Source organism: Streptomyces phaeoluteigriseus, assembly GCF_001896135.2.
Taxonomy (GTDB): Bacteria; Actinomycetota; Actinomycetes; order Streptomycetales; family Streptomycetaceae; genus Streptomyces; species Streptomyces phaeoluteigriseus.
Map to the genome: position 1 here is coordinate 602,179 of NZ_MPOH02000009.1, position 24,168 is coordinate 626,346.

Annotated in this window: 17 protein-coding genes and 2 pseudogenes; 9 read left to right on the forward strand and 10 right to left on the reverse strand. The window is 72.3% G+C overall.

Translation table 11 applies throughout. The features are described from left to right. Positions 1-2: 2 nt before the first annotated feature. Positions 3-1,634 (reverse strand): L-glutamate gamma-semialdehyde dehydrogenase, encoded by a 1,632-nt coding sequence (gene pruA / locus BM536_RS10400; RefSeq protein ID WP_073494443.1) that lies wholly within the window; start codon positions 1,632-1,634, stop codon positions 3-5. A gap of 169 nt (positions 1,635-1,803) precedes the next feature. Then, positions 1,804-2,730, reverse strand: coding sequence for a proline dehydrogenase family protein (locus BM536_RS10405; protein ID WP_073494442.1), 927 nt, complete (start codon positions 2,728-2,730; stop codon positions 1,804-1,806). Positions 2,731-2,894: 164 nt separating this feature from the next. On the opposite strand from BM536_RS10405, the gene BM536_RS10410 reads away from it, so the two are divergent. The 6 genes and pseudogenes from BM536_RS10410 (at position 2,895) to BM536_RS10430 (ending at position 9,210) form a co-directional block, all read left to right on the forward strand. Then, the gene (locus tag BM536_RS10410; protein ID WP_094102834.1) at positions 2,895-4,082 is read left to right on the forward strand and encodes a PucR family transcriptional regulator; all 1,188 of its coding nucleotides are present in this window, start codon (positions 2,895-2,897) and stop codon (positions 4,080-4,082) included. Positions 4,083-4,278: 196 nt separating this feature from the next. Then, positions 4,279-5,778, forward strand: a complete 1,500-nt coding sequence (locus tag BM536_RS10415; protein ID WP_094102835.1) for an ABC transporter substrate-binding protein — start codon at positions 4,279-4,281, stop codon at positions 5,776-5,778. Further along, positions 5,775-7,524, forward strand: a pseudogene (locus BM536_RS10420) (ABC transporter permease subunit). The gene BM536_RS10415 and the pseudogene BM536_RS10420 overlap by 4 nt, the downstream one beginning before the upstream one ends. Beyond that, a complete protein-coding gene (locus tag BM536_RS42680; RefSeq protein ID WP_245873354.1) occupies positions 7,514-8,194 on the forward strand; it encodes an ATP-binding cassette domain-containing protein in 681 nt (226 codons plus the stop codon). The pseudogene BM536_RS10420 and the gene BM536_RS42680 overlap by 11 nt, the downstream one beginning before the upstream one ends. A 32-nt stretch (positions 8,195-8,226) precedes the next feature. After that, positions 8,227-8,523: an oligopeptide/dipeptide ABC transporter ATP-binding protein gene (locus BM536_RS42685; protein WP_245873356.1), complete on the forward strand. Its 297-nt coding sequence runs from the start codon at positions 8,227-8,229 to the stop codon at positions 8,521-8,523. Then, positions 8,520-9,210: pseudogene (locus BM536_RS10430) on the forward strand (ATP-binding cassette domain-containing protein). Before BM536_RS42685 ends, BM536_RS10430 begins: the two are co-directional and overlap by 4 nt. Here BM536_RS10430 and BM536_RS10435 read toward each other — a convergent pair. Further along, positions 9,185-9,769: a TetR/AcrR family transcriptional regulator gene (locus tag BM536_RS10435; RefSeq protein WP_073494436.1), complete on the reverse strand. Its 585-nt coding sequence runs from the start codon at positions 9,767-9,769 to the stop codon at positions 9,185-9,187. The pseudogene BM536_RS10430 and the gene BM536_RS10435 sit on opposite strands and share 26 nt — an antisense overlap. Before the next feature lie 97 nt (positions 9,770-9,866). On the opposite strand from BM536_RS10435, the gene BM536_RS10440 reads away from it, so the two are divergent. Further along, a complete protein-coding gene (locus BM536_RS10440) occupies positions 9,867-11,570 on the forward strand; it encodes an MFS transporter (RefSeq protein ID WP_107439575.1) in 1,704 nt (567 codons plus the stop codon). On the opposite strand, the gene serA is transcribed toward BM536_RS10440, so the two are convergent. The 6 genes from serA to BM536_RS10470 all read right to left on the reverse strand — a co-directional run bounded on the left by serA (position 11,479) and on the right by BM536_RS10470 (position 21,540). Continuing rightward, positions 11,479-13,068 (reverse strand): phosphoglycerate dehydrogenase, encoded by a 1,590-nt coding sequence (serA, locus tag BM536_RS10445; protein WP_073494434.1) that lies wholly within the window; start codon positions 13,066-13,068, stop codon positions 11,479-11,481. The genes BM536_RS10440 and serA overlap by 92 nt on opposite strands. 265 nt (positions 13,069-13,333) lie before the next feature. Continuing rightward, positions 13,334-14,332 carry a ketol-acid reductoisomerase gene (gene ilvC, locus BM536_RS10450; RefSeq protein ID WP_073494432.1) on the reverse strand — a complete coding sequence of 333 codons (999 nt, stop codon included), beginning with the start codon at positions 14,330-14,332 and terminating at the stop codon, positions 13,334-13,336. 118 nt (positions 14,333-14,450) lie between these two features. Continuing rightward, positions 14,451-14,978, reverse strand: coding sequence for an acetolactate synthase small subunit (ilvN, locus tag BM536_RS10455; RefSeq protein ID WP_073494430.1), 528 nt, complete (start codon positions 14,976-14,978; stop codon positions 14,451-14,453). A 20-nt stretch (positions 14,979-14,998) separates the two neighbouring features. Beyond that, a complete protein-coding gene (locus tag BM536_RS10460; RefSeq protein WP_094102873.1) occupies positions 14,999-16,852 on the reverse strand; it encodes an acetolactate synthase large subunit in 1,854 nt (617 codons plus the stop codon). 243 nt (positions 16,853-17,095) lie between these two features. After that, on the reverse strand, positions 17,096-20,290 hold the full coding sequence (locus BM536_RS10465; protein WP_281258558.1) for a putative bifunctional diguanylate cyclase/phosphodiesterase: 3,195 nt from the start codon (positions 20,288-20,290) through the stop codon (positions 17,096-17,098). A 284-nt stretch (positions 20,291-20,574) separates the two neighbouring features. Beyond that, positions 20,575-21,540, reverse strand: coding sequence for a 2-hydroxyacid dehydrogenase (locus BM536_RS10470; protein ID WP_211362859.1), 966 nt, complete (start codon positions 21,538-21,540; stop codon positions 20,575-20,577). Positions 21,541-21,616: 76 nt separating this feature from the next. Between BM536_RS10470 and BM536_RS10475 the strand changes: the two genes are divergently transcribed. Together BM536_RS10475 and BM536_RS10480 are read left to right on the forward strand one after the other, a co-directional pair. Then, the gene (locus BM536_RS10475; protein ID WP_073494424.1) at positions 21,617-22,615 is read left to right on the forward strand and encodes an aldo/keto reductase; all 999 of its coding nucleotides are present in this window, start codon (positions 21,617-21,619) and stop codon (positions 22,613-22,615) included. 149 nt (positions 22,616-22,764) lie between these two features. After that, on the forward strand, positions 22,765-23,907 hold the full coding sequence (locus BM536_RS10480) for a PQQ-dependent sugar dehydrogenase (protein ID WP_073494447.1): 1,143 nt from the start codon (positions 22,765-22,767) through the stop codon (positions 23,905-23,907). Between the two features lie 33 nt (positions 23,908-23,940). Here BM536_RS10480 and BM536_RS10485 read toward each other — a convergent pair whose 3' ends face one another. Next, positions 23,941-24,147: a DUF6191 domain-containing protein gene (locus BM536_RS10485; protein WP_073494422.1), complete on the reverse strand. Its 207-nt coding sequence runs from the start codon at positions 24,145-24,147 to the stop codon at positions 23,941-23,943. Positions 24,148-24,168 lie beyond the last annotated feature (21 nt).

The following is a 24,168-nucleotide window of genomic DNA, read 5'->3' on the forward strand; positions in this document are numbered from 1 at the left end:
TGTCAGCCCATGTGCGGGTAGGTGTAGTCGGTCGGCGGGACCAACGTCTCCTTGATGGCGCGGGTCAGGGTCCAGCGCATCAGGTTCTGCGGGGCGCCGGCCTTGTCGTCGGTACCGGAGGCCCGGCCACCGCCGAAGGGCTGCTGGCCGACCACGGCACCGGTCGACTTGTCGTTGATGTAGAAGTTGCCGGCCGCGTAGCGCAGCTTCTCCATCGTGTAGGCCGCCGCCGCTCGGTCGCCCGCGATGACCGACCCGGTGAGGGCGTAGTCGGACACCGACTCCATCTGCGTGAGCATCTCGTCGTAGCGGTCGTCCTCGTAGACGTGCACGGCGAGGAACGGGCCGAAGTACTCGGTCGTGAAGACCTCGTTCTCCGGGTCGGTGCACTCGACGACGGTCGGGCGCACGAAGTAGCCGACCGAGTCGTCGTAGCTGCCGCCCGCGACGATCGTGCAGGCCGGGTCGGCCTTCGCGCGGTCGATCGCGGCCTTGTTCTTGGCGAAGGCCCGCTCGTCGATGACCGCGCCGAGGAAGTTCGACAGGTCGGTCACGTCACCCATGGTGAGGTAGTCGACCTCGGCGGCGAACTCCTCCTTGAAGCCGGAGTTCCAGATCGACGCCGGGATGTACGCGCGCGAGGTCGCCGAGCACTTCTGGCCCTGGTACTCGAAGGCGCCGCGGGTGAGGGCGGTCTTCAGCACGGCCGGGTCGGCGCTCGGGTGGGCGACGACGAAGTCCTTGCCGCCGGTCTCGCCGACCAGACGCGGGTAGGAGCGGTACTTCTCGATGTTGGCGCCGACGGTCTTCCACAGGTACTGGAAGGTCTTCGTCGAGCCGGTGAAGTGGATGCCGGCCAGGTCGCGGTGTTCGAGGGCGACCTCGGAGACCTCGATGCCGTCGCCGGTGACGAGGTTGATGACGCCCTTGGGCAGCCCGGCCTCCTCCAGCAGCCGCATCAGCAGCACGGCGGAGTGGGTCTGCGTCGGGGACGGCTTCCAGACCACCACGTTGCCCATCAGCGCGGGCGCGGTGGGCAGGTTGCCCGCGATGGCCGTGAAGTTGAACGGCGTGATCGCGTAGACGAAGCCCTCCAGCGGACGGTGGTCCAGCCGGTTCCACACGCCCGGCGAGTTCGCCGGGGGCTGCTCGGCGAGGATCTGGCGGGCGTAGGCGACGTTGAAGCGCCAGAAGTCGACCAGTTCGCAGGGGGTGTCGATCTCGGCCTGCTGGGCGGTCTTCGACTGGCCGAGCATGGTGGAGGCCGCGAGGGTCTCGCGCCAGGGGCCGGCCAGCAGTTCGGCGGCGCGCAGGATGATCGCGGCGCGGTCGTCGAAGGCCATCGCACGCCAGGCGGGCGCGGCGGCGAGGGCCGCGTCGATGGCGTCCTGCGCGTCCTGCCGGGTGGCGTTGGCGTAGGTGCCGAGGCGCGCCTTGTGGTTGTGCGGCTGCACGACGTCGAAGCGCTCGCCGCCGCCCATCCGCTTCTCGCCGCCGATGGTCATCGGCAGGTCGATCGGGTTGTCGGCCAGCTCCTTGAGCCTGGCCTCCAGCCGGACCCGCTCGGGCGAGCCGGGGGCGTAGCCGTGCACCGGCTCGTTGACGGGGGTGGGGACCTGGGTCACAGCGTCCATGATTTCCGTAACTCCTTCGTGAGCGGTGGTGGTTCAGCCCTTGGTGAGCATGCTTGGTACCAGGAACCGCGGACTCGTCGGCTCCTCGGCGGGCCGCCGCAGGCCGCGCCTCCCCGGGGGAGCGCCCCCGGGCCCCCGGCGGAAACCGCGGCACAACCTCATCGCGTCGTCAGCCACGGCTGATCACGCTCCGCAGGAAGAACCGCAGGTTCGCCGGCTTCTCGGCGAGCCGTCGCATGAAGTAGCCGTACCAGTCGGTGCCGTAGGCCGTGTAGACGCGCATGCGGTGACCCTCGGCAGCCAGGCGCAGGTGTTCCTCGCCGCGGATGCCGTACAGCATCTGGAACTCGTACTCGTCGGGCTTGCGGCCGGCCTTGCGGGCCAGTTCCTGGGCGATGGAGATCAGGCGGGGGTCGTGGGAGCCGATCATCGGGTATCCCTCGCCCTCCATCAGCGCGCGCAGGACACGGACGTACGCCTTGTCGATCTCGTGTTTCTGCTGGTAGGCGACCTCGGCGGGCTCCTTGTAGGCGCCCTTCACGAGGCGCACGCGGCTGCCGTCGCCGGCGAGGCGGCGGGCGTCGGCCTCGGTGCGGAAGAGGTAGGCCTGGATGACGCAGCCGGTCTGGGGGTGGTCCTTGCGCAGTTCCTCGTGGATGGCGAACATCGAGTCGAGGGTGGTGTGGTCCTCGGCGTCCAGGGTGACGGTCGTGCCGATGGCGGCGGCGGCCTCGACGACCGGGCGGACGTTGGCGAGGGCCAGCTCGTGGCCGCCCTCCAGCGCCTGGCCGAACATCGACAGCTTGACGGACATCTCGACGCGCTCGCCGAGCTGCAGCTCCTTGAGGCGGTCCACCAGCGTCAGGTAGGCGTCGCGGGCGGCGGCGGCCTGCTCGGGGGTGGTGATGTCCTCGCCGACGACGTCCATCGTCAGCTCCAGGCCGCGCCCGGTCAGCTCCTCGATGATCGGGACGATGTCGTCCACCGTCTCACCGGGGATGAAGCGGTCCACGACCTGCTTCGTCACCGGGGCCGCCGAGATCAGGCGGCGCATCCGGTCGCTGCGCGAGGCGGCGAGAATCACGGGACCCAGCACGGGGCACCTCCACATACCAACCCATACGAGGCCGCTTCCCGACGTTTCGGGAACGGCACGGAGAACCACCGTGAAACCTAAGGATCCCTCCGATCGTCTGCCATCGACAGCTGTCACGCATCCGTGCCGCAGATCTCAGACAGATGTATGAGGAGGCCGCGGGGATGCGGGAGAATGACCGGGTGACGGCGGATTTCAAGGGTGAGTACCAGGAACTGGTCGACGAGATCTCGGAGCTGCTCGGCGCTCCGGCGACCCTGGAGAACCGTGACTTCGAGCTGATCGCCTTCGGCGCCTACGACAGTGAGGACGAGCTGGACGCCGCCGCGCTGGACCCGGTGCGCACGCGGTCGATCCTCACCCGGCGTTCCACTCCGGCGGTGCGGACCTGGTTCGAGGGCTTCGGCATCACGCGGGCCACGGGCCCGGTCCGCATCCCGCCGACCCCGGAGGCCGGCGTCCACCGGGGCCGCATCTGCCTCCCGGTGCGCCATCGCGGGGTCGTCCTCGGCTACGTCTGGCTGCTGGACGGCGGCCAGGGACCCTCGGACGCCCAGTTGGCGGGCGCGATGGAGGTGACGGGCCGGATCGGCGCACTGCTCGCCGACGAGGCCCAGCACGGCGCCGACCTCACCCGCGAACTGCGGGCGGTCCTCACCGCCGACCGGGGCTGGCAGCGGGACATGGCGGTGGCGGAACTGCGCACCGCGCTCGGCACCCGCGCGGACGGCCCTCATACGGTGGTGTGCGTGGCGCCCTGGCCGTCGGCGGACCCGGACGACGCGCCGTCCCTGCGCACCCTGCCGGGCGCGGAGGCCCTGTGCACGGTGCCGTGGGGGGTGAGCGGCCAGTGCCTCGCGGTGCTGGTCCGGCTGCGCTCGACGGACTCCCTGACCGCGGCGACCTCGGCGGCGACACGGTTGCTGGAGCGGACCGGCGGGACGGGCGCGGCCGGGGTCGCGGCGGGGCGGGCCGGTCTCGCGGAGCTGGGGGCGGCCTGGCAGGAGGCGTCGGCGGCGGCACGGGCGGCGCTGGCGGAGTCCCGCCTCGGCCCGACCGCCGAGTGGGCGTCGATCGGCCCCTACCGCCTGCTGACCTCGCTGCCACCGGGCTCCGCCCAGGACCCCGCCGTACAGGCCCTGTTGACGCCCTCTCATCGTGAACTGGCCCGCACGGCCGAGGTGTACCTGGACTGTGCGGGTCAGGCGGGCCGTACGGCCGCGGAGTTGGGCATCCACCGGCAGACGCTGTACTACCGGCTCTCGCGGGTGGAGCAGCTGACGGGCCTGGACCTGGACGACGGCGAGGACCGGCTGCTGCTGCACATGGCGCTCAAGGCACAGCGGCTCTGAGACCTACTTCAGCGGCTCCTGCGACCCACTACGTCAGCGGCCCTGACACCTGCGACGTCAGCGGCCCCGAGACCTGCGCCGTTCGCCGGCACGCCCCTCTCCCCGTCGTCACGGACCCCGCTACTGAAAACGATTGTCATCGTGTTACGGTCGGCGCACCCCTTGAACTTTTGACGACCCCTCCCCGGAGTGTTCCGTGCGCCTGCCCGCCCGCCGCCTGCTCCCCGTACCGGCCATCGCGGCCGCCTCCGCGCTGCTCACCGGCTGCTTCTCCGGCGACGGGACCACCGAGGGGTCCGGCGGCGCGGACGGAAAGCGGCTGCGGCTCGCGATGATGCAGCCGCCGCGCTCGGGCCTGTCCCCGCTGTCCGACGACGCCTTCAAGCTCTCGCGCTGGTCGACCGCCGAGACCCTGGTCAAGCTGGACACGGCCGGTGACGCCCAGCCCGCGCTCGCCACCTCCTGGCAGCGCGACGGCCGGACCTGGAGCTTCGAGATACGCGACGGCGTCACCTTCCACGACGGCACGAAGCTCGACGCCGAGGCCGTCGTACGCTCCCTCACCCGGGCCGCCGGCGCCTCCCCCAAGCCCCGCATCCTGGACGGCGTCGAGCTGACCGCGAAGGCCGCCGACGCCGACACCGTCACCGTGACGACCGCCGCCGAGGACCCGCTGGTCCCGCAGCGGCTCAGCTCGCCGCAGCTGGCGGTCCTCGCCGCGAAGGCGTACACGGGCCAGACCGTGAACCCGGTCGGCGCCGGCACCGGCCCCTTCGAGCTGACGAAGGTCAACGGCACCTCGTCCGCCACCCTCGACCGCTACGACGCGTACTGGGGCGGCAGGGCGAAGGCCCCCGGCATCGACGTGCGGTTCGTGCCCGACGGCACCGCCCGTGCCGCCGCCCTGCGCAGCGGCGAGGCCGACATCGTGGAGGCGGTCCCCGTCTCCCAGGCCGCGCTGCTCGACGAGGACCTCGTCACCGAGGTGCCCATGCCGCGCACCAACACCCTGTACCTCAACACCGGGAAGGGCGCCTTCAAGGACGCCTCGCTGCGCGCCGCCGCCCGCGAGGCGATCGACGCCGAGTCGATCGTGAAGGGCGTCTACGAGGGCCGCGCCGACGTCGCCGAGGGACTGCTCGGCCCGGCGCTGCCGTGGGCGGCCGGGCTGCGCGCGCCGGTCACCCGGGTCGAGGCGGGCGACCCGGCGGGCCGGACCGTCACCATCGGCACCTTCACCGACCGCGCCGAACTCCCCGAGGTCGCCGCCACGCTGCAACAGCAGCTCCAGAAGGCCGGTTTCACGGTGAAGCTGGACGTGCGCGAGTACGCCAACATCGAAGCCGACGCGCTGGCGGGCGAGTTCGACGCGTTCATCCTGTCCCGCGCGACCGTCCTCGACTCCGGTGACCCGGCCGCCTACCTCTACAGCGATTTCGCCTCCGACGGCTCCTTCAACATCGCCCAGCTCCAGGACCCCACGGTGGACGCCGCGTTGCGCGAGGCCGGCGAGACTCCCACCGGTGACGCCCGCCGCGAGGCCGTCATCGCCGCCGAGGCCGCCGTACTCGCGACCGACGCGGCCGTGCCGATGCTGCACGAGCGGGTCATCCAGGGCGACGCGGCCGGGGTCGTCGGCGCCGCCCACGACCCGCGCGAGCGGGAACTCGTCACGGCCGCCACCCACGTCAAGTGAGACTCCCCGCCCGTCGGCCCTGGCCGGGCGCCGCCGGGACGACCCGGTCCCTGTCCCTGCTCGCCATCGTCGCCGCCGTCGGCCTGCTGCCCTGGCTGTCCGGCCGCGACCCCGCCCTGTCCGTGCTGCGGGCGCGCTCCGCCGAGCAGGAACCCACGCGGGAGGCCCTGGACGCCGTACGCCGTGACCTCGGACTGGACGCCGGTCCGCTGTCCCTGCTGGGCGGCTGGGCGGCCGGCCTGGTCCGCGGCGACCTCGGGATCTCCTGGGTGTCCGGCACCGACGTGGGGCCCTCCGTGCTGGCCGGGCTCCAGGTGTCGCTGGCCCTGATGGGCGCGGCGTTCGGCGTGGCGGTGCTGCTCGGCGTCGCGCTCGTGGCGCCGGTGCTGGCGCACGGGCGGGCGTCGGCCGGCGCGGGCTCCGCGATGCTGGCGGCCGTGCCGGAGTTCCTGCTGGCCACGGTCGGGCTGCTGGTGTGCGGGGTGTGGCTGGGCCGGCTGCCGACGTCCGGCTGGGACGGCCCCTCGTCCGATGGTGCTGCCCGCGGTCGCGCTCGGCGTCCCGGCGGGCGGCCTGCTCGGCCGCCTCGTCGCGGACGCGCTGCCGGCCGTCCTGGAGGAGCGGTGGGTCGAGCTGTGGCGGGGCGCCGGAGTGAGCCGCGCCCGTGTCTCGGCCGCCGCGCTGCGCCGCGTGCTGCCGCCCCTGGTCCCGCAGTTCGGCATGGCCGCGGTCGGTCTGACCGGTGGCGCGGTCGCGGTGGAGACGGTGTTCGCGGTCCCCGGCATCGGCCGTACGGCGCTGGGGGCGGCCAAGTCGCAGGACCTTCCCCTGCTCCAGGGCGCGGTCCTGGCCCTGCTGCTCCTCGGCCTGGCCGCCGGCGCGCTGGCGGCGCTCGTACGGCGGCGGCTCCTGGGCCCCGCCCTGCGGGACGCCTCGCTGGCGCTGCCGCCGCCCCTGCCGGTCCGCGCCCACCCCGCGATTCCGCTGACCCTGGCCGCGCTGCTCGCCACGGCGATCGGCTGGGGCCTGCTGCGCGACCCGTACGCGGTGAACACCGCTGCGCGGCTGGCCCCGCCCTGCTGGGCGCACCCCCTCGGCACCGACGGACTCGGCCGCGACGTCCTGGCCCGCCTCGGACACGGCGCCGCGTCGACGGTGGGCACGGCGGTGGCCGTCTGCCTGCTCAGCCTGGTCCTCTCCCTCGCGCTGGGCTTCCTGCCCGGGGTCGCGGCCGGGGCGGCCGACATCGCCAACGCGCTGCCCCCGGTGATCGTCGGCATCCTCGTCGCGGCCGTCTCGGGCCCCGGCACCGGCGGAGCGGCCCTCTCGGTGGCCCTGATCTCCTGGCCGCCGCTGGCCGCGCACGCGGCGGCGCTGGTGCAGGAGGTGCGGGCGTCGGGATTCCTCACCGCCCAACGGGCCATCGGCGCGCCCCCGTGGTGGATCCTCACCCGGCACGTCCTGCCCACGGTGGCCGCGCCCGTCGCCCGGCACGCCCTCCTCCGCCTGCCCGGCATCGCCCTCGCGCTGGCCTCCCTGGGCTTCCTCGGCCTGGGCGCCCAGCCCCCGGCCCCGGAGTGGGGACTCCTCCTGGACGAGTCCCGCGCCTACGTGGAACGCGCCCCGTGGGCCGCCCTGTCCCCGGCGATCGCCCTGGCCCTGCTGGCGGGGCTGGCGGTGTCGGGGGCGGCGTACGCGCAGGGTGTCGCCCGAAGTCCGCGGAAGGAGGCTCCCGTTGGAGTCTGAGGTGACGCAGGCGCCGCCGGTGCGGCACAGCGGCCTGCTCTCGGTCCGTGACCTCCGTGTCTCCTTCGGCGGCACCGAGGCCGTCCGCGGTGTCTCCTTCGACGTCCGCCCCCGTGAGGTCCTCGCGCTGGTCGGGGAGTCGGGGGCGGGCAAGTCCCTCACCGCGCGGGCCCTGCTCGGGATGCTCCCCCGGGGCGCGGCCATGAGCGGGGAGATCCGGCTGGACGGTTGCGCGGACCTCGCCGCCGCCCGGGGCCGCCGCATCTCGCTCGTGCCGCAGGACGCCCTGTCCGCGCTCTCCCCCGTGCACCCCGTCGGCGACCAGCTCGCCGCCGCCGTACGGTCGCTGCACCGCGTCTCCCGCGCCGAGGCGCGAGCCCGTGCCGTCGCCGCGCTGGACCGGGTGGGCATCCCGGACGCCGTCCGCCGGGCGCGGGCGTATCCGCACGAGTACTCCGGCGGGATGCGCCAGCGGGCGGTGATCGCGATGGCGATGCTGGGCGAACCGGATCTGGTGGTCGCCGACGAGCCGACCACCGCGCTGGACGCCGAGCGCCGCGAGCAGGTCCTGCGGGTGCTCGCCGAACAGCGCGAGCGGCCGGTGCCGCACTGCTCCTCGTCACCCACGACCTGGACGTCGTACGCGGCCACGCGGACCGCGTGCTGGTGATGTACGCGGGACGGACGAGCGAACTCGGCCCCGTGGCACAGGTGTTGAACCGCCCGCGCGCCCCCTACACCGCCGGGCTCCTCGCCTCCCTCCCCCAGGACGGCGTCCGGCGCCGCAGGAGGCTGCCCGCCCTCCCCGGCACGCCTCCGACGCCGGGCGCCCCGCCACCCGGCTGCGCCTTCGCGCCCCGCTGCCCGCTGGCGGTGGACGTGTGCCGTACCGAGGAACCGGAGCCGCGGACGGTGGACGGACGGCTCGTCGCCTGCCACCGGGCCGAGCAGGTCCCCGCCGACACCGCCACGCTGTTCGGGGAAGGACGACCGGCATGACCGCACCACTGCTCGACGTGCGCGATCTCGTGGTCCGCTACGGGACCGTGACCGCCGTGGACGGCGTCTCCTTCGCCCTGGAGGCGGGCGAGACCCTCGCCCTCGACGGCCCGTCCGGCTGCGGCAAGTCGACCACGGCCCTCGCCGTCCTCCAGCTGCGCCGCCCCGATGCGGGTGAAGTCCGCTTCGAGGGACTGGAGTTGACGGCCCTCACCGAACGCGAGCTGCGTCCCCTGCGCCCCCGGATGCAGCCGGTCTTCCAGGACCCCTACGGCTCCCTCAACCCCCGCCACCGCATCCGCGACGCGGTGGCGGAACCCCTGAAGGTCCAGGGCCGCTGGAGCGACGCCGACGCCCGCACGCGTGGCCGGACTCCTCGACCGCGTCGGTCTCGCCCCGTCGTACGGCGACCGCCGCCCCCACGAACTCTCCGGCGGGCAGTGCCAGCGCGCCGGCATCGCCCGCGCGCTCGCCTCCGAGCCGCGCCTGCTGGTCCTCGACGAACCGGTGTCGGCCCTGGACCCGTCGGTCCGCGCGGGGGTGCTGAACCTGCTGGCCGACCTCCAGGACGATCTGGGGCTCGGCTACCTGTTCATCTGCCACGACCGTGCGGTGGTACGGCACTTCGCGGACCGGGTGGTGCGGATGCGCGACGGGCGGGTCAGCCCTTCGCCGCCGCCACGATGATCTGGCGCAGCCCATCCGCGAGCTGGTCCGCCTCGGGTGCGGTCTTCGGATCGAAGGACCACTGCGCGATGAGGCCGGTCATCAGGGTCACGTAGAACCGGCCTACGGTGTCCGCGGTCTCGTCGGACACGTCCTCCTCACGACCGCCCATGAGCAGCGGGATCAGGCCGCGCCCGGCCTCCCGCTGGGCCCGCGCCAGATGGTCGCGGACCTCGGGCAGCTGGTCGCCCATGACGAGGATCTCCATGCTGAGCCGCCACAGCGAGCCGGGCTCCCGCATGGTGCCGATGATGTTCGCCCAGACCGAGCGGAAGCGTTCGAGCGAGCCGGGCTCCCCCGCCGGTCCCGCGCCGTCGCTCCCCTCGAAGGCGTCGCCCATCCCCTCGACCAGTGAGACGTAGGCCTGCGCCAGGAGCGCGTCCTTCGAGCCGTAGTGGTAGCCGATCGAGGCCAGGTTGGTCCCCGACTCCTTGACGACGTCCCGCGCGGTGGTGCGCGCGAACCCCTTCTCCAGCAGGCAGCGTTTGGCGCCCTCGAGCAGATCCTCACGGTGTCCCATGCCGTCAGCGTACCCCTCGATCCATACAGCCGTCCTAGACGCACGACTTATACAGTTGTTCTAGACAGACGTATAAGACGCTCGTACAGTCACCGTCATGACGAACTCGACGAGCACTCCACCCGGCCCCCGCGCCGGGCGCCGCGAATGGACCGCCCTCGGCGTGCTGATGCTTCCGCTGCTCCTGGTCTCCATGGACGTCTCCGTCCTCTACTTCGCCGTCCCGGCGATCAGCGCCGACCTGGAGCCGACCGGCACCCAACAGCTGTGGATCTTCGACATCTACGGCTTCGTCCTGGCGGGCCTGCTCATGACGATGGGCTCGCTCGGCGACCGCATCGGCCGCCGCCGGCTGCTGCTGATCGGCGCGGCCGCGTTCGGCGCCGCCTCCCTGACCGCGGCCTACGCCGACAGCGCCGAGACCCTGATCCTGGCCCGCGCCGTCCTCGGCATCGGCGGCGCGACCCTGATGCCGTCCACGATGGCGCTGATCCGCACGATGTTCACCGACGCCGGCCAGCGGGCCAGGGCGATCGCGGTGTGGTCCGGCGTGATGACGGCGGGAGTCGCCCTCGGCTCGGTGCTGAGCGGCGTCCTGGTCGAGTACTTCTGGTGGGGCTCGGTCTTCCTGGTCAACCTGCCCGCGATGGTCCTGCTGCTGGTCCTCGGCCCGATCCTGCTCCCCGAGTCCCGCGACCCGGACCCCGGCCGCTTCGACTGGCCGAGCGTCCCCCTCTCCATGGCCGCCGTCCTCCCCGTGGTCTACGGCCTCAAGGAGATCCCCTCCGAGGGCTGGAACGTGCGCTACGTCCTCTCCGTCACCGTCGGCCTGCTGTTCGCCGCGCTGTTCGTCCACCGCCAGCGCACCACGGCCTCCCCGATGATCTCCCCGGCCCTGTTCCGCGGCCGTGGCTTCGCCCCCGCGGTGACCCTGAACCTGGTCTCAGCGTTCGGGATGATGGGCTCGGCCTACTTCACCACCCAGTACATCCAGTCGGTGCTCGGCAAGAGCGCGCTGGAGGCGGCCCTGTGGGCGCTGCTTCCCTCGGTGCCGATCGGCGCCGCGGCCCCGCTGGCGACCCGGCTCGTGCAGAAGGGCGTGGACCGCGCCCACGTGATCACGGCCGGCTTCGCGATCGCCGCGAGCGGCTACGGCGTGCTGGCCCTGGCCGGCCCGGATTCGATGTGGCTGGTGCTGGTCGCGTGCGGGGTCCTCGCGTCCGGCATCGTGATGGTGATGTCCCAGATCATGGACCTCGCGCTGGGCACCGCTCCCGTGGAACGGGCGGGCACCGCCTCCTCCCTGATGGAGACCGGCACGGAGTTCGGCGGCGCCCTCGGCATGGCCGTCCTCGGCTCCGTCGGCACGGCGGTCTACCGCCACGAGATGCCGTCCTCGGCCCCGGACGTCGCGAGGGAGACGCTGGGCGGGGCGCTGACGGTCGCCGATCAGGTGCCGGGGCTGGCGACGGCGGCCCGGGAGGCGTTCACCAGCGGGATGAACGGCGCGGCGGTCGCCGGGGCGGTGCTGCTGGCGGGGGCGGCGGGCCTGGCCGCGGTGACGCTGCGGGGGGTGCGGGCGCACAGCGAAACGCCGACGAGCCGAGTACCCTCAGCCCGTCCGGCGTTTGAGGACGAGGCCGTTCAGGCCGAAGCGGGGCTCCGGGGGCGGCCGCCCCCGGACACGCGCACCTCGGTCGACGGCAACGTCAGACCAGGTTCACCGCACGCGCGGACGTCGCGCCGATCTCCTCGGCGACCTCCGCCAGGACCCCCGCCGGGACCGAGTCGTCCACGGTGAGGACGGCAAGCGCCTCCCCGCCGACCGCCGCGCGGGCGACCTGCATGCCGGCGATGTTGATCCCGGCCTCGCCGAGGATGCGGCCCACGGTGCCGACGACACCCGGACGGTCCTCGTACCGCAGCACGACCATGTGGTCGGCGAGCGCGAGATCCACGTCGTACTCGCCGACGGCGACGATCTTCTGCAGGTGCTTGGGACCGGCCAGCGTGCCGGACACCGACACCTCCTCGCCGCTGCTGAGCGTGCCGCGCACGGTGACCACGTTGCGGTGGTCGGCCGACTCCGAGCTGGTCGTCAGCCGCACCTCCACGCCGCGCTCCTGGGCGAACAGCGGGGCGTTGACGTACGACACGGTCTCGTCGACGACGTCCTCGAAGACACCCTTGAGGGCTGACAGCTCCAGCACCTTCACGTCGTGCTGGGTGATCTCGCCGTAGACCTCCACGTCGAGGCGGACGGCGACCTCACCGGCGAGCGCGGTGAAGATGCGGCCGAGGCGCTCCGCGAGGGGCAGGCCCGGCTTGACGTCCTCGGCGATGACGCCGCCCTGGACGTTCACCGCGTCCGGGACCAGCTCACCGGCGAGGGCGAGACGCACCGAGCGGGCGACGGCGATACCGGCCTTCTCCTGCGCCTCGTCGGTGGAGGCACCGAGGTGCGGGGTGGCGACCACCTGGTCGAACTCGAACAGCGGGGAGTCCGTGCAGGGCTCCTTCGCGTACACGTCGAGGCCGGCGCCGGCGACCCGGCCCTCCTTCAGCGCCGAGTACAGCGCCTCCTCGTCGACGATGCCGCCACGGGCCGCGTTGACGATCCGCACGCTCGGCTTGACCTTGCGCAGCGCCTCGTCACCGATCAGGCCGACCGTCTCGGGGGTCTTGGGCAGGTGGACGGTGATGAAGTCGGAGACCTCGAGCAGCTCGTCCAGCGACAGGACCTTGACGCCCATCTGCGCGGCGCGCGCGGGCTGCACGTAGGGGTCGTAGGCGACGACCTTCATGCCGAAGCCCGACATGCGCTGGGCGACGAGCGCGCCGATGCGGCCGAGGCCCACGACGCCGAGGGTCTTCTCGGCCAGCTCCACGCCGGTGTACTTGCTCCGCTTCCACTCGCCGTTCTTCAGTGCGGCGTTGGCCTGCGGAATGTGGCGGGCGGTGGCGAGCAGGAGACCGCACGCCAGCTCGGCGGCGGTCACGATGTTCGAGGTGGGGGCGTTGACGACCATCACGCCGGCCTTGGTGGCGGCGGAGACGTCGACGTTGTCCAGGCCGACGCCGGCTCGCGCGACGACCTTCAGCTTCCTCGCGGCGGCGATCGCCTCGGCGTCCACCTTGGTGGCGGAGCGGATCAGGATCGCGTCGACGTCGGCGATGGCCGGGAGCAGTTCGGCTCGATCCGCTCCGTTGCAGTGCCGGATCTCGAAGTCCGGGCCGAGTGCGTCCACGGTCGCGGGCGACAGCTCTTCAGCGATGAGTACGACAGGTTTCGAGCTCACGTGAGTCCTCACAAGTCCAAAGCGTGCGGACGGCCGTCCCGACGGCCGCAGGCGGAGGAGGGGCTAGCCGCGTGGAAGACGCACGACGCTGTGGGCCTGACGCGTATGTGTGCAGCAGTGTAGTGGCGCGGCGAGGAGCGTCTTGCGCCTCAGCGGAAGGATCACCCGTCCGTGGCTGGACGGGTTGGACAACACCATGACACACGGCGTTACCCGGGGTTAACCCAAGAGGGCCGGAGCGATTCGCTCCGGCCCGGCGTGAGGCTTACGCCTCCTCGTCGACCCAGCTCATCAGCTTGCGCAGCTGCTTGCCGGTGGTCTCCAGCAGGTGCTCGGAGTCGGCCGTCTTGTACTCGTTGTACTTCTTCAGACCGCCGTGGTACTCGTCCATCCAGTTCTGGGCGAAGGTGCCGTCCTGGATCTCGGCGAGGACCTGCTTCATCTCGGCCTTGGTGGCGTCCGTGATGATGCGCGGGCCGGTGACGTAGTCGCCCCACTCGGCGGTCTCGGAGACCGACCAGCGCATCTTCTCCAGGCCGCCCTCGTACATGAGGTCCACGATCAGCTTCAGCTCGTGGAGGCACTCGAAGTAGGCGATCTCCGGCTGGTAGCCGGCCTCGACCAGGGTCTCGAAGCCCGCCTTGACCAGCGCCGAGGTGCCACCGCACAGCACGGCCTGCTCACCGAACAGGTCGGTCTCGGTCTCTTCGGTGAAGGTCGTCTTGATGACACCGGCGCGGGTGCCGCCGATGGCCTTGGCGTACGACAGGGCCAGCGCGAAGGCGTTGCCGGTGGCGTCCTGCTCGACGGCCGCGATCGCGGGGACGCCGCGGCCCTCCTCGTACTGACGGCGGACCAGGTGGCCCGGACCCTTCGGGGCGACCAGGGCGACGTCCACGCCGGCCGGGGCCTTGATGAAGCCGAAGCGGACGTTGAAGCCGTGGGCGAAGAACAGCGCGTCGCCGTCCTTCAGGTTCGGGGCGATGGACTCCTCGTAGACCTGGGCCTGGATCGGGTCCGGGATCAGGATCATGATGAGGTCGGCCTCGGCGGCGGCCTCCGCCGGGCTCACCACGCGCAGGCCCTGCTCCTCGGCCTTGGCCTTGGACTTGGAGCCCTCGTGCAGACCGACCCGCACGTCGACACCGGAGTCGCGCAGCGACAGCGCGTGGGCGTGGCCCTGGCTGCCGTAGCCGATGACCGCGACCTTGCGGCCCTGGATGATGGACAGGTCGGCGTCAGCGTCGTAGAACAGCTCGGCCACTTTGGGTTCTCTCCTTGGTGTGCAGGTGTTGCGTCCCACCGTATGACGGCGGGCGGAAGGGAGGTCTCGGGGTCTCGGTATACGGGCGGCCGGTGCGGCCGGCCGCCCGGTTCCGTCGTTACGCCGACCGGTCGAGTGCGCGCAGCGACCGGTCGGTGATCGAACGGGAGCCGCGGCCGATCGCGATCGTGCCGGACTGGACCAGCTCCTTGATGCCGTACGGCTCCAGCATCTTGAGCATGGCGGTGAGCTTGTCGCTGCCGCCGGTGGCCTCGATGGTGACGGCCTCCGGGGAGACGTCCACGGTCTTGGCGCGGAACAGCTGGACGATCTCGACGATCTGGGAGCGCGTCTCGTTGTCGGCGCGCACCTTCACCAGAACGAGTTCGCGCTGAACGGCCGATCCGGGTTCCAGCTCGACGATCTTCAGCACGTTGACGAGCTTGTTGAGCTGCTTGGTGACCTGCTCGAGCGGCAGTTCCTCGATCACGTTCACCACGATGGTGATGCGCGAGATCTCGGGGTGCTCGGTGACACCGACCGCGAGCGAGTCGATGTTGAAGCCGCGGCGGGAGAACAGGGCGGCGATCCGGGCGAGGATGCCGGGCGTGTTCTCCACCAGGACGGAGAGCGTGTGCTTGGACATGTCTCTTGGGTCTTCCTCGCTCAGTCGTCTTCGTTGTCGCCGAAGTCGGGGCGGACGTCCCGTGCGGCCATGATCTCGTCGTTGGAGGTGCCGGCGGCGACCATCGGCCACACCATCGCGTCCTCGTGGACGATGAAGTCCACGACGACGGGGCGGTCGTTGACGGAGTTCGCCTCTTCGATGACCTTGTCCAGGTCGGCCGGGTCCTCACAGCGGATCGCGTAGCAGCCCATGGCCTCCGACAGCTTCACGAAGTCGGGGACGCGGGTGCCGGCGCTCGGCTGCTTGCCGTCGGCGTCGGGGCCGCTGTGCAGCACGGTGTTGGAGTAGCGCTGGTTGTAGAAGAGGGTCTGCCACTGGCGGACCATCCCGAGCGCGCCGTTGTTGATGATGGCGACCTTGATCGGGATGTTGTTCAGGGCGCAGGTGGTCAGTTCCTGATTGGTCATCTGGAAGCAGCCGTCGCCGTCGATCGCCCAGACGGTCTTCGAGGGGACGCCCGCCTTGGCGCCCATCGCGGCCGGGACCGCGTAGCCCATCGTGCCGGCGCCGCCGGAGTTCAGCCAGGTGGCGGGCTTCTCGTACTGGATGAAGTGCGCGGCCCACATCTGGTGCTGGCCGACGCCCGCCGCGAACACCGTGCCCTCGGGCGCGAGCTGCCCGATGCGCTCGATGACCTGTTGCGGGGAGAGCGAGCCGTCCGCGGGCTGGTCGTAGCCCAGCGGGTAGGTCTCGCGCCAGCGGCTGAGGTCCTTCCACCAGGCGGTGTAGTCGCCCGGGCCGCTCTCGGTGTGCTCCTTCTGGACGGCCTGGATCAGGTCGGCGAGGACCTCGCGGGCGTCGCCCACGATCGGCACGTCGGCGGCGCGGTTCTTGCCGATCTCGGCCGGGTCGACGTCCGCGTGGACGATCTTGGCGTACGGCGCGAAGCTGTCGAGCTTTCCGGTGACGCGGTCGTCGAAGCGGGCGCCGAGGGCGACGATCAGGTCGGCCTTCTGGAGTCCGGTGACGGCGGCCACGGAGCCGTGCATGCCGGGCATGCCCACGTGCAGCGGGTGGGTGTCGGGGAACGCGCCCAGCGCCATCAGGGTGGTGGTGACGGGCGCGCCGGTCAGCTCGGCGAGGACCTTCAGCTCGGCGGTCGCCTGGGCCTTGAGGACGCCGCCGCCGACGTAGAGGATCGGCCGCTTGGCGGCGGTGATCAGCTTGGCGGCCTCGCGGATCTGCTTGGCGTGCGGCTTGGTCACCGGGCGGTATCCGGGCAGGTCCATGGTCGGCGGCCAGGAGAAGGTGGTCCGCGCCTGGAGGGCGTCCTTGGCGATGTCGACCAGGACCGGGCCGGGGCGGCCGGTGGAGGCGATGTGGAAGGCCTGCGCGATGACGCGCGGGATGTCCTCGGCCTTGGTGACCAGGAAGTTGTGCTTGGTGATCGGCATGGTGATGCCGACGATGTCCGCCTCCTGGAAGGCGTCCGTGCCGATCGCCTTGGAGGCGACCTGGCCGGTGATCGCGACCATCGGCACCGAGTCCATGTGGGCGTCGGCGATCGGGGTGACCAGGTTGGTGGCGCCGGGGCCGGAGGTGGCCATGCAGACGCCGACCTTGCCGGTGGCCTGCGCGTAGCCGGTGGCGGCGTGGCCCGCGCCCTGCTCGTGGCGGACCAGGATGTGACGGACCCTCGTGGAGTCCATCAGCGGGTCGTAGGCGGGAAGGATCGCACCGCCGGGAATGCCGAATACCGTGTCGGCGCCGACCTCCTCGAGAGAACGGATGAGGGACTGCGCACCCGTCACGTGCTCGACGGACGCGGAGTGCTGTCCTCCGGATCGGGGCCGCGGCTGCGGGTGATGGGCCCCGGTGGCCTGCTCGGTCATCGGCATTCTCTTCTCGATGCTGAGGGTTTTTGCGAGGTTTGTACGGTGTTCGACTTCTGGACTGCAGGTGCTGGTGCAACAAAAAACCCCTCGTGCCAAAAGGCAAGCGAGGGGAGCGCGCCGGTGTGGTCGCTGGGGATTCCGGATCGTCCTCCGGTGCGTCCCAGCTCAGCCGACGCGCTGTCCAAGTACGAGAATTCGGGTGCGCATGGCATTGACCCTCCCCCCGGCACGCACCGACTGTCAAGTGGGTGGGACGGGGGTCTCATCATGTGAACGGAGAGCCGTCCCACCGCCGAGGTTCCCTCCTCCCAGGACGGCCTGGACACCCGCGGTGCGGGCCCCCGCGCCGCCCCCGGCGAACACGGGCTCGGCGGGCCCGTGCGGCACCGGGCAGCTGCCCCGGCCGAGCGCCCGGCGCAGCCGGTACTCGTCGAGCGGTCCGGCGAACGCCATGCCCTGCCCGTGCGTGCAGCCCATCGCGCGCAGGGCGACGACCTGCTCGGGCAGGTCCACACCCTCGGCCACGGACTGGAGCCCGAGATCTCCGGCGATCCGCAGCAGCCCACTGGTGATCTTGTGCAGCCGGGCGGACTCCACGACCCCCTCGACCAGTCCGCGGTCGAGTTTCAGTACGTCGGCGGGGAGCCGGCGCAGAGCCGTTATGGCCACGCCGCCGCCGAAGCCGTCCAGCGCGATCCGGACACCCAGGCGCCTCAGTGCGGCGAGCCGGCGCTCCAGGTCGTCCAGGGACACCCCGGCATCGATGTCGGACAGCTCTATCACCAGCGACCCGGACGGCAGCCCGTGGCGGGTCAGCAGGGCCTCCACGGAGCCCAGCGGCAGCGACCGGTCCAGCAGCCGCCGGGCGGCCAGCTGGACCACCACCGGTACGTTCAGTCCGGTCGCGGCCCGGTCGGCGGCCTGCTCGGCGGCCTGCTCCAGCACCCAGCGGCCCAGCTCGGCGGTCCGGTCGCCCTCGTCCGCCACCCGGAGGAACTCGGCGGGCGTGAAGAGCACACCCTGGGAGGACCGCCACCGGGGCTGCGCGGCGACCGACGAGATCCGGCCGTCGTCCAGCCGCACCACGGGCTGGTGCAGCAGCGCGAACTCCCCGTCGTGCAACGCGGCCCGCAGCCGCGTCGCCAGCTCCGCCTTGCGTACGACGTCCTGCTGCATCTGCGGCTTGTACAGCTCGACCCGGCCCTTGCCGCCCGCCTTGGCCCGGTACATCGCGAGGTCGGCGTTGCGCAGCAGTTCGCCGGCGCCGAGCCCCGCCTCGGCGAAGGCCACGCCGATGGAGGCGGCGACCCGCACCTCGTTGCCGTCGATCAGATAGGGCTGGGAGAGCGTGATCCGCAGCCGGTCGGCCAGCTCCAGTATGTGGCCCTCGCGGGCGCCGCGGTCGCGGGTGCCGTCGCCGACGATCAGGGCGGCGAACTCGTCACCGCCGAGCCGGGAGGCGGTGTCCCCCTGCCGGACGGCGTCCTGGAGCCTGCGGGCGGCCTGGATGAGGAGTTCGTCCCCGGCCTGGTGGCCGATGGTGTCGTTGACGGCCTTGAAGCCGTCGAGGTCGATGAAGAGGACCGCGGTGTTGCGCAGGGCGATGCCCCGGTCGGAGCTGCGGCGGCCGGAGAGCGCCTGCTGCACGCGCCGGGTGAACAGGGCGCGGTTGGGCAGGTCGGTGAGCGGATCGTGCTCGGCGTTGTGCTGGAGCTGCGCCTGGAGACGGACCCGCTCGGTCACGTCACGGCTGTTGAAGATCAGGCCGCCGTGGTGCCGGTTGACGGTGGACTCGACGTTGAGCCAGCCTCCCCCTCTCTCGGCGTCGCTCGAGCGGGAGGCACCCCCGTCGCCTGCGCGGAAGCGGCACTCGATGCGGGTGGTGGGCTCCTCCTGGGGGCTGGCGGCGAGGAAGCGGCGCACCTCGTGCACCACGCACCCCAGGTCCTCCGGGTGGATGAGGTCGGCCAGTTCGGTGCCCACCAGGTCCTCGGCGGTCCGCCCGTAGACACCTGCGGCGGCCGGGGAGACGTAGCGCAGGACGCCACTGGGGGCGGCGATCATGATGACGTCGCTCGAGCCCTGCACCAGGGAGCGGAAGTGGTTCTCCTTCTGGGCCAGCTCCTGGGTGAGGGTGATGTTGTCGAGCAGCATGATGCCCTGGCGCACCACGAGCGCCAGCACCACGGCGCCGCCGGTGAGGAGGACGACGCGGTCGACACTGCGGCCGTTGAGGACGTTGTAGAGGATCCCCAGGGTGCACACGGCGGCGGCGAGGTAGGGCGTGAGGGCGGCGAGGGAGCCGGTGATCGGGCGGGTGGACGGATAGCGGGTCGGGTCGGCCCCCGGCACGGGTGTCCGCACGGGCTGCCGGGACGGCCGGCTGCCGCTGGGCCGTCCGGGCAGATGCTCGTGCACCACGCGGGTGTGCCCCTCGGCTCCCGCCCTGCGGTGCCGGCCCGCGGCCCAGGGGGCGTAGGCGAGGAGCAGGGAGCCGGCGAACCAGCCGGCGTCCAGGAGCTGGCCGGAACGGTAGTTGTCGTGCATCAGCGGTGAGGTGAACAGGGCGTCGCACATCACGGTCAGCCCGAGGGCGCTGACGGCGGTGTTGACCGCCGTGCGGTTGACGGGCGAGCGCCGGAAGTGCAGCACCAGCACCATGCTGACCAGGGCTATGTCGAGCAGCGGATACGCCAGGGTGAGCGCCGCGGTCGCCACGCTCGGTCCGTCGAGGTCGGCGGCCTGGGCGAGCGCGAGGCTCCAGGAGAGGGTGAGCAGCGAACCGGCGATCAGCCAGGCGTCGAGTGCGAGGCAGACCCAGCCGGCCTTGGTCACGGGCCGGGCGGCGAGCACCAGAAGTCCCACGATCGCCGGTGGCGCGAAGCAGAGGAAGAACAGGTCGGCGAGGCTGGGGCTGGGCACGGGGCGCTCCAGGACCACCTCGTACCACCCCCAGACCAGGTTGCCGAGGGCCGCCATCGCCGAGGAGAACGAGAACAGCAGCCAGGCGGGGCGCAGGCGGACGCGGCGGGTGCGTGAGTAGAGGAAGCAGGACACGGAGGCGGCACCCGCGGCCGCGGAGAGCCCGAAGTCCCCCATGATCAGGGCGACCTGGTCGGAGCCCCAGCCGAGCGCGGAACCGACGGCGTATCCCGCGCACACCAGGGCCAGCAGGAGTTGGTGGACCGTGTTCGATCCGGGGCGCCGAAGGACGGCGGCTTGGTCAGCGGCGCGCCCGCCGGGGCCGGGGCCTGCGCCCGCAGCACTCCGTCGAGGAGGCTCGTGGAGGTCGGCGGCGAACTCACCGGATGCTCCGGGTCCGTGCCGCTCCCGCGTCCCGCACGCCCCGGTGCGCCGGGTGTGCGTGGGAGCGGCGGCCACTGTGCCTGCGGTGGCGACGGCCGGCGTGCCGGCTTCCGTGACCGGCGAGGCCATCGCTTCCGCGCCTGGCCGTGCATCCGGGCCGTCGGCGGCGGCTCCGCCGCGTCGGGTCGTTCGTCCATAGGCCGTGCATCGCCCGTCGCCCCCCTCACAGTCAGATGTCCATCCCCGGCGCCGAACGGTGCACGGCGCAGCCCCTGTCGGGACGATACACCAGTATCGTCACTCAGGGACATAGCTTCTCTACGCTCAGTGACGACCAGCGACTATGCCCGTACGGACCGCGTCCGGAGGACTGCGGAGGGTGCCTGAACCGGATCACACGCGTGCCGTGGCCGTCACGCCTCGTTGGTGGCGCCCGTCGTAAGGATCACGTTGCGCAAGGGCTCCCGGTTCACGAAACGTCCCAACTGATCCGCCAGGAGGCGCTTGGCGCGCGGCAGGAAGGCGGACGTGGGACCGCCGACGTGCGGGCTGATCAGCACGCCCGGCGCCTGCCACAACGGGTGTTCCCGCGGCAGGGGTTCGGGGTCGGTGACGTCCAGGGCGGCGGTCAGCCGGCCGCTCTCCAGCTCCGCGAGCAGGGCCTGGGTGTCGACGACCCCGCCGCGGGCGACGTTGACCAGCAGCGCGCCGTCCTTCATCCGGGCGAGGAAGCCGGCGTCCACCATTCCGCGGGTGGTCCCGGTCAGCGGCGTGGAGAGGATGACGACGTCCGCCTCGGGCAGCAGCGCGGGCAGTTCGGTGAGTGGGTGCACGGGACCGCGCGCCGTAGTGCGTGCGGAGCGCGCGACGCGCGCCACCCGCGCGACCTCGAACGGCGCGAGCCGGTCCTCGATCGCCGAGCCGATCGCGCCGTACCCGACGATGAGGACGTTCCGGTCGGCGAGCGCGGGGCGGAACTCGCTCTGCCAGTGGCCCTGTTGCTGGGCGCGGACGAACGTGGGTATGCCGCGCAGGGAGGCCAGCGTGAGGGTGAGCGCCAGCTCGGCGGTGCTCGCCTCGTGCACCCCGCGCGCGTTGCACAGCCGCACGCCCGGCGGGAGGTCGGCCAGGTGCGCGGTGACGTCGTCGACGCCCGCGGTGAGGGTCTGGACGACGCGGACGTTGCGCATCTCCGCCAGCGGGCGCACCTTCACGGGCTGCCGCTTCATGTAGGGCACGACGTAGAAGACGCAGTCCGCGGGATCGCCCGGGAACTCCTGTTCCCCGGTGGGGCCCCCGTCCCAGAAGAGGGGGTTGAGCCCCTCGGGAAGCCCCTCGATCTCGTCCGGCGGGATGGGAAGCCACAGGTCAGCAGTCATGGTCAGGAGGCTATGTCAGGCACGCGCGCGTGCAGAGGTTAGGTTGGTGGGCCGGGCGAGGGAGGGTCACGAGCAGGTGGAGCGCAGGACGATCGGCGCGGCGGCGCTCGCGGTGGGGGCCGTCGGACTCGGGTGCATGCCGATGAGCTGGGGGTACAGCGGGTCCCGGCAGCGGGGCGACGAGTCGCTGAGGGCCTTGCACCGGGCGCTGGATCTCGGGGTCTCCCTGCTGGACACCGCCGACATGTACGGCCCGTTCACCAACGAGCTGCTGCTGGGGCGGGTGTTGAAGGAACGGCGCGGGGACGCGTTCGTGTCGACCAAGGTCGGGCTGCTGGTCGGCGAGCAGCACATCGTGGCCAACGGCCGGCCCGGCTATGTGAGACGGGCCTGCGACGCCTCTCTGCGTCGGCTCCAGACGGACGTCATCGACCTGTACCAGCTGCACCGCGCGGACCCCGAGGTCCCGGTGGAGGAGACGTGGGGTGCGATGGCCGAGCTGGTGCGGGCGGGCAAGGTGCGGGCGCTGGGTCTGTGCGCGGTCGGCGCGCGGGGCGGGCGCCGTGCGGGCGGGCGGCTGTACGACGCGACGATCCGGCAGCTGAGCCGGGTGCAGCAGGTGTTCCCGGTGAGCGCGGTGGAGGCGGAGCTGTCGGTGTGGTCGCCCGAGGCGCTGGACGCGCTGCTGCCGTGGTGCGAGGCCCGCGGTATCGGGTTTCTGGCGGCCATGCCTCTGGGGAATGGTTTCCTCACCGGCACGCTGACCCCGGGCGAGGGCTTCGAACCCGATGACATGCGGGCCCGGCACCCGCGCTTCACCGCCGAGATGATGGCCGCGAACCAGCCGATCGTCGCCGGTCTGCGCCGGGTGGCCGCCCGGCACGGAGAGGGCGTGACGGCCGCGCAGGTGGCGTTGGCCTGGGTACTGGCGCAGGGGCGGCACGTGGTGCCGGTGCCGGGGGCCAAGCAGGAGCGGTGGGTGGCGCAGAACGCGGGGTCGGCCGGGCTGCGGCTGACCGGGCGGGACCTGGCCGAGGTGGCGGAGCTGCCGACGGCCCAGGGGTCGTGGGACTGAGGACCGCCGGGAGGACGCCGGGAAGCCGGGGCCTTCGCGGAATCGGGTTGCGGAGATCGGGAACTCGAACGGCGCGAGCGGTGTATGACAAGGAGAACCTGTCGCTGGACCGCCGCGTCGAAGGGACCGAGATCGTGCAACGTCGCGCAGTGACGGCCGTACTGGCCGCGAGTGTGCTCCTGCTGACGGCAGGCTGCTCCTCGGACGACCAAGGGTCCCCGGGCGCCGCCCCGAGCCCGTCCCCCAGCCCCACGGCGGCGGGTACGTCCGCGTCGCCGGTCGAGGAGACCCCGCCCGCGAAGGGCACGGTCAAGGTCGTGCGCACCGTCGCCGAGGGTCTGAACACCCCCTGGGGCCTCGCGCCTCTTCCCGAGGGCGGTCTGCTCGTCGCCTCGCGCGACGAGGGGACGATCACCCTGGTCGACGAGGAGAGCGGCAGGAAGACCGAGCTGGGCGAGGTGCCGGGCGTCTCGGCGGCCGGCGAGGGCGGCCTGCTCGGCATCGCCCTCTCCCCGGACTACGCCTCGGACCGCATGGTCTACGCCTACTTCACCTCGGCGTCCGACAACCGCGTCGTCCGCATGCTGTACGACGCCGAGCGGCCCGTCGGCGAGCAGCTGGGCGCGCCGGACACCGTGCTCCGGGGCATCCCCAAGGGCATGATCCACAACGGCGGGCGGATCGCCTTCGGTCCCGACGGACTGCTGTACGTGGGCACCGGCGAGAGCGGACAGCAGGGTCTGTCGCAGGACAAGGAGTCCCTGGGCGGCAAGATCCTGCGGCTGACCCCGGAGGGCGAGCCGGCCCCGGGCAACCCGTTCCCCGACTCCCCGGTGTACTCGTACGGCCACCGCAATGTGCAGGGCCTCGCCTGGGACGCGAAGCAGCGTCTGTTCGCCGCCGAGTTCGGCCAGAACACCTGGGACGAGCTGAACGCGATCGTGCCGGGCGGCAACTACGGCTGGCCGGAGGCCGAGGGCAGGTCCGACGACGCGAAGTACCGCGATCCGCTGGCCCAGTGGGGCACCGACGAGGCCTCGCCCAGCGGTGTCGCCTACGCCGAGGGCTCGATGTGGATGGCGGGACTGAGGGGGCAGCGCCTGTGGCGCGTTCCGCTGAGGGGCACGGCGGCGTCGGCCGACTCGCAGGCGTTCCTGGAGGGCGACCACGGCCGGCTGCGCACCGTGGTCGCGGCGGGCGGCGGCAAGCTGTGGGTGACGACCAGCAACACGGACGGACGGGGCGCGCCGAAGGAGGGCGACGACCGGATCCTGGAGCTGGAGGTGAGCTGAGGGCTTCGCGGGCGGGGCCCGGCTGTCAGGCTGTCAGTCGCGCGATTCCTCGGGCGGGACCGGGTCGGGCGGGGCCGGGTCGGCTGGGCGCACGACGACGACCGTTCCGGACGCGAGGTCTATCGGCCCGTGTCCGGGGCCGGCGTCGCCGACGTCCTGCCTGGTCAGCTCCAGGCGGTTCTGCTCGTCGCGGGTGTGCTTGCGGCCGGGTGCGAACAGTTCGTCGAACATGTTGAACACGGCGCCTCCCCTGCCGGTTCC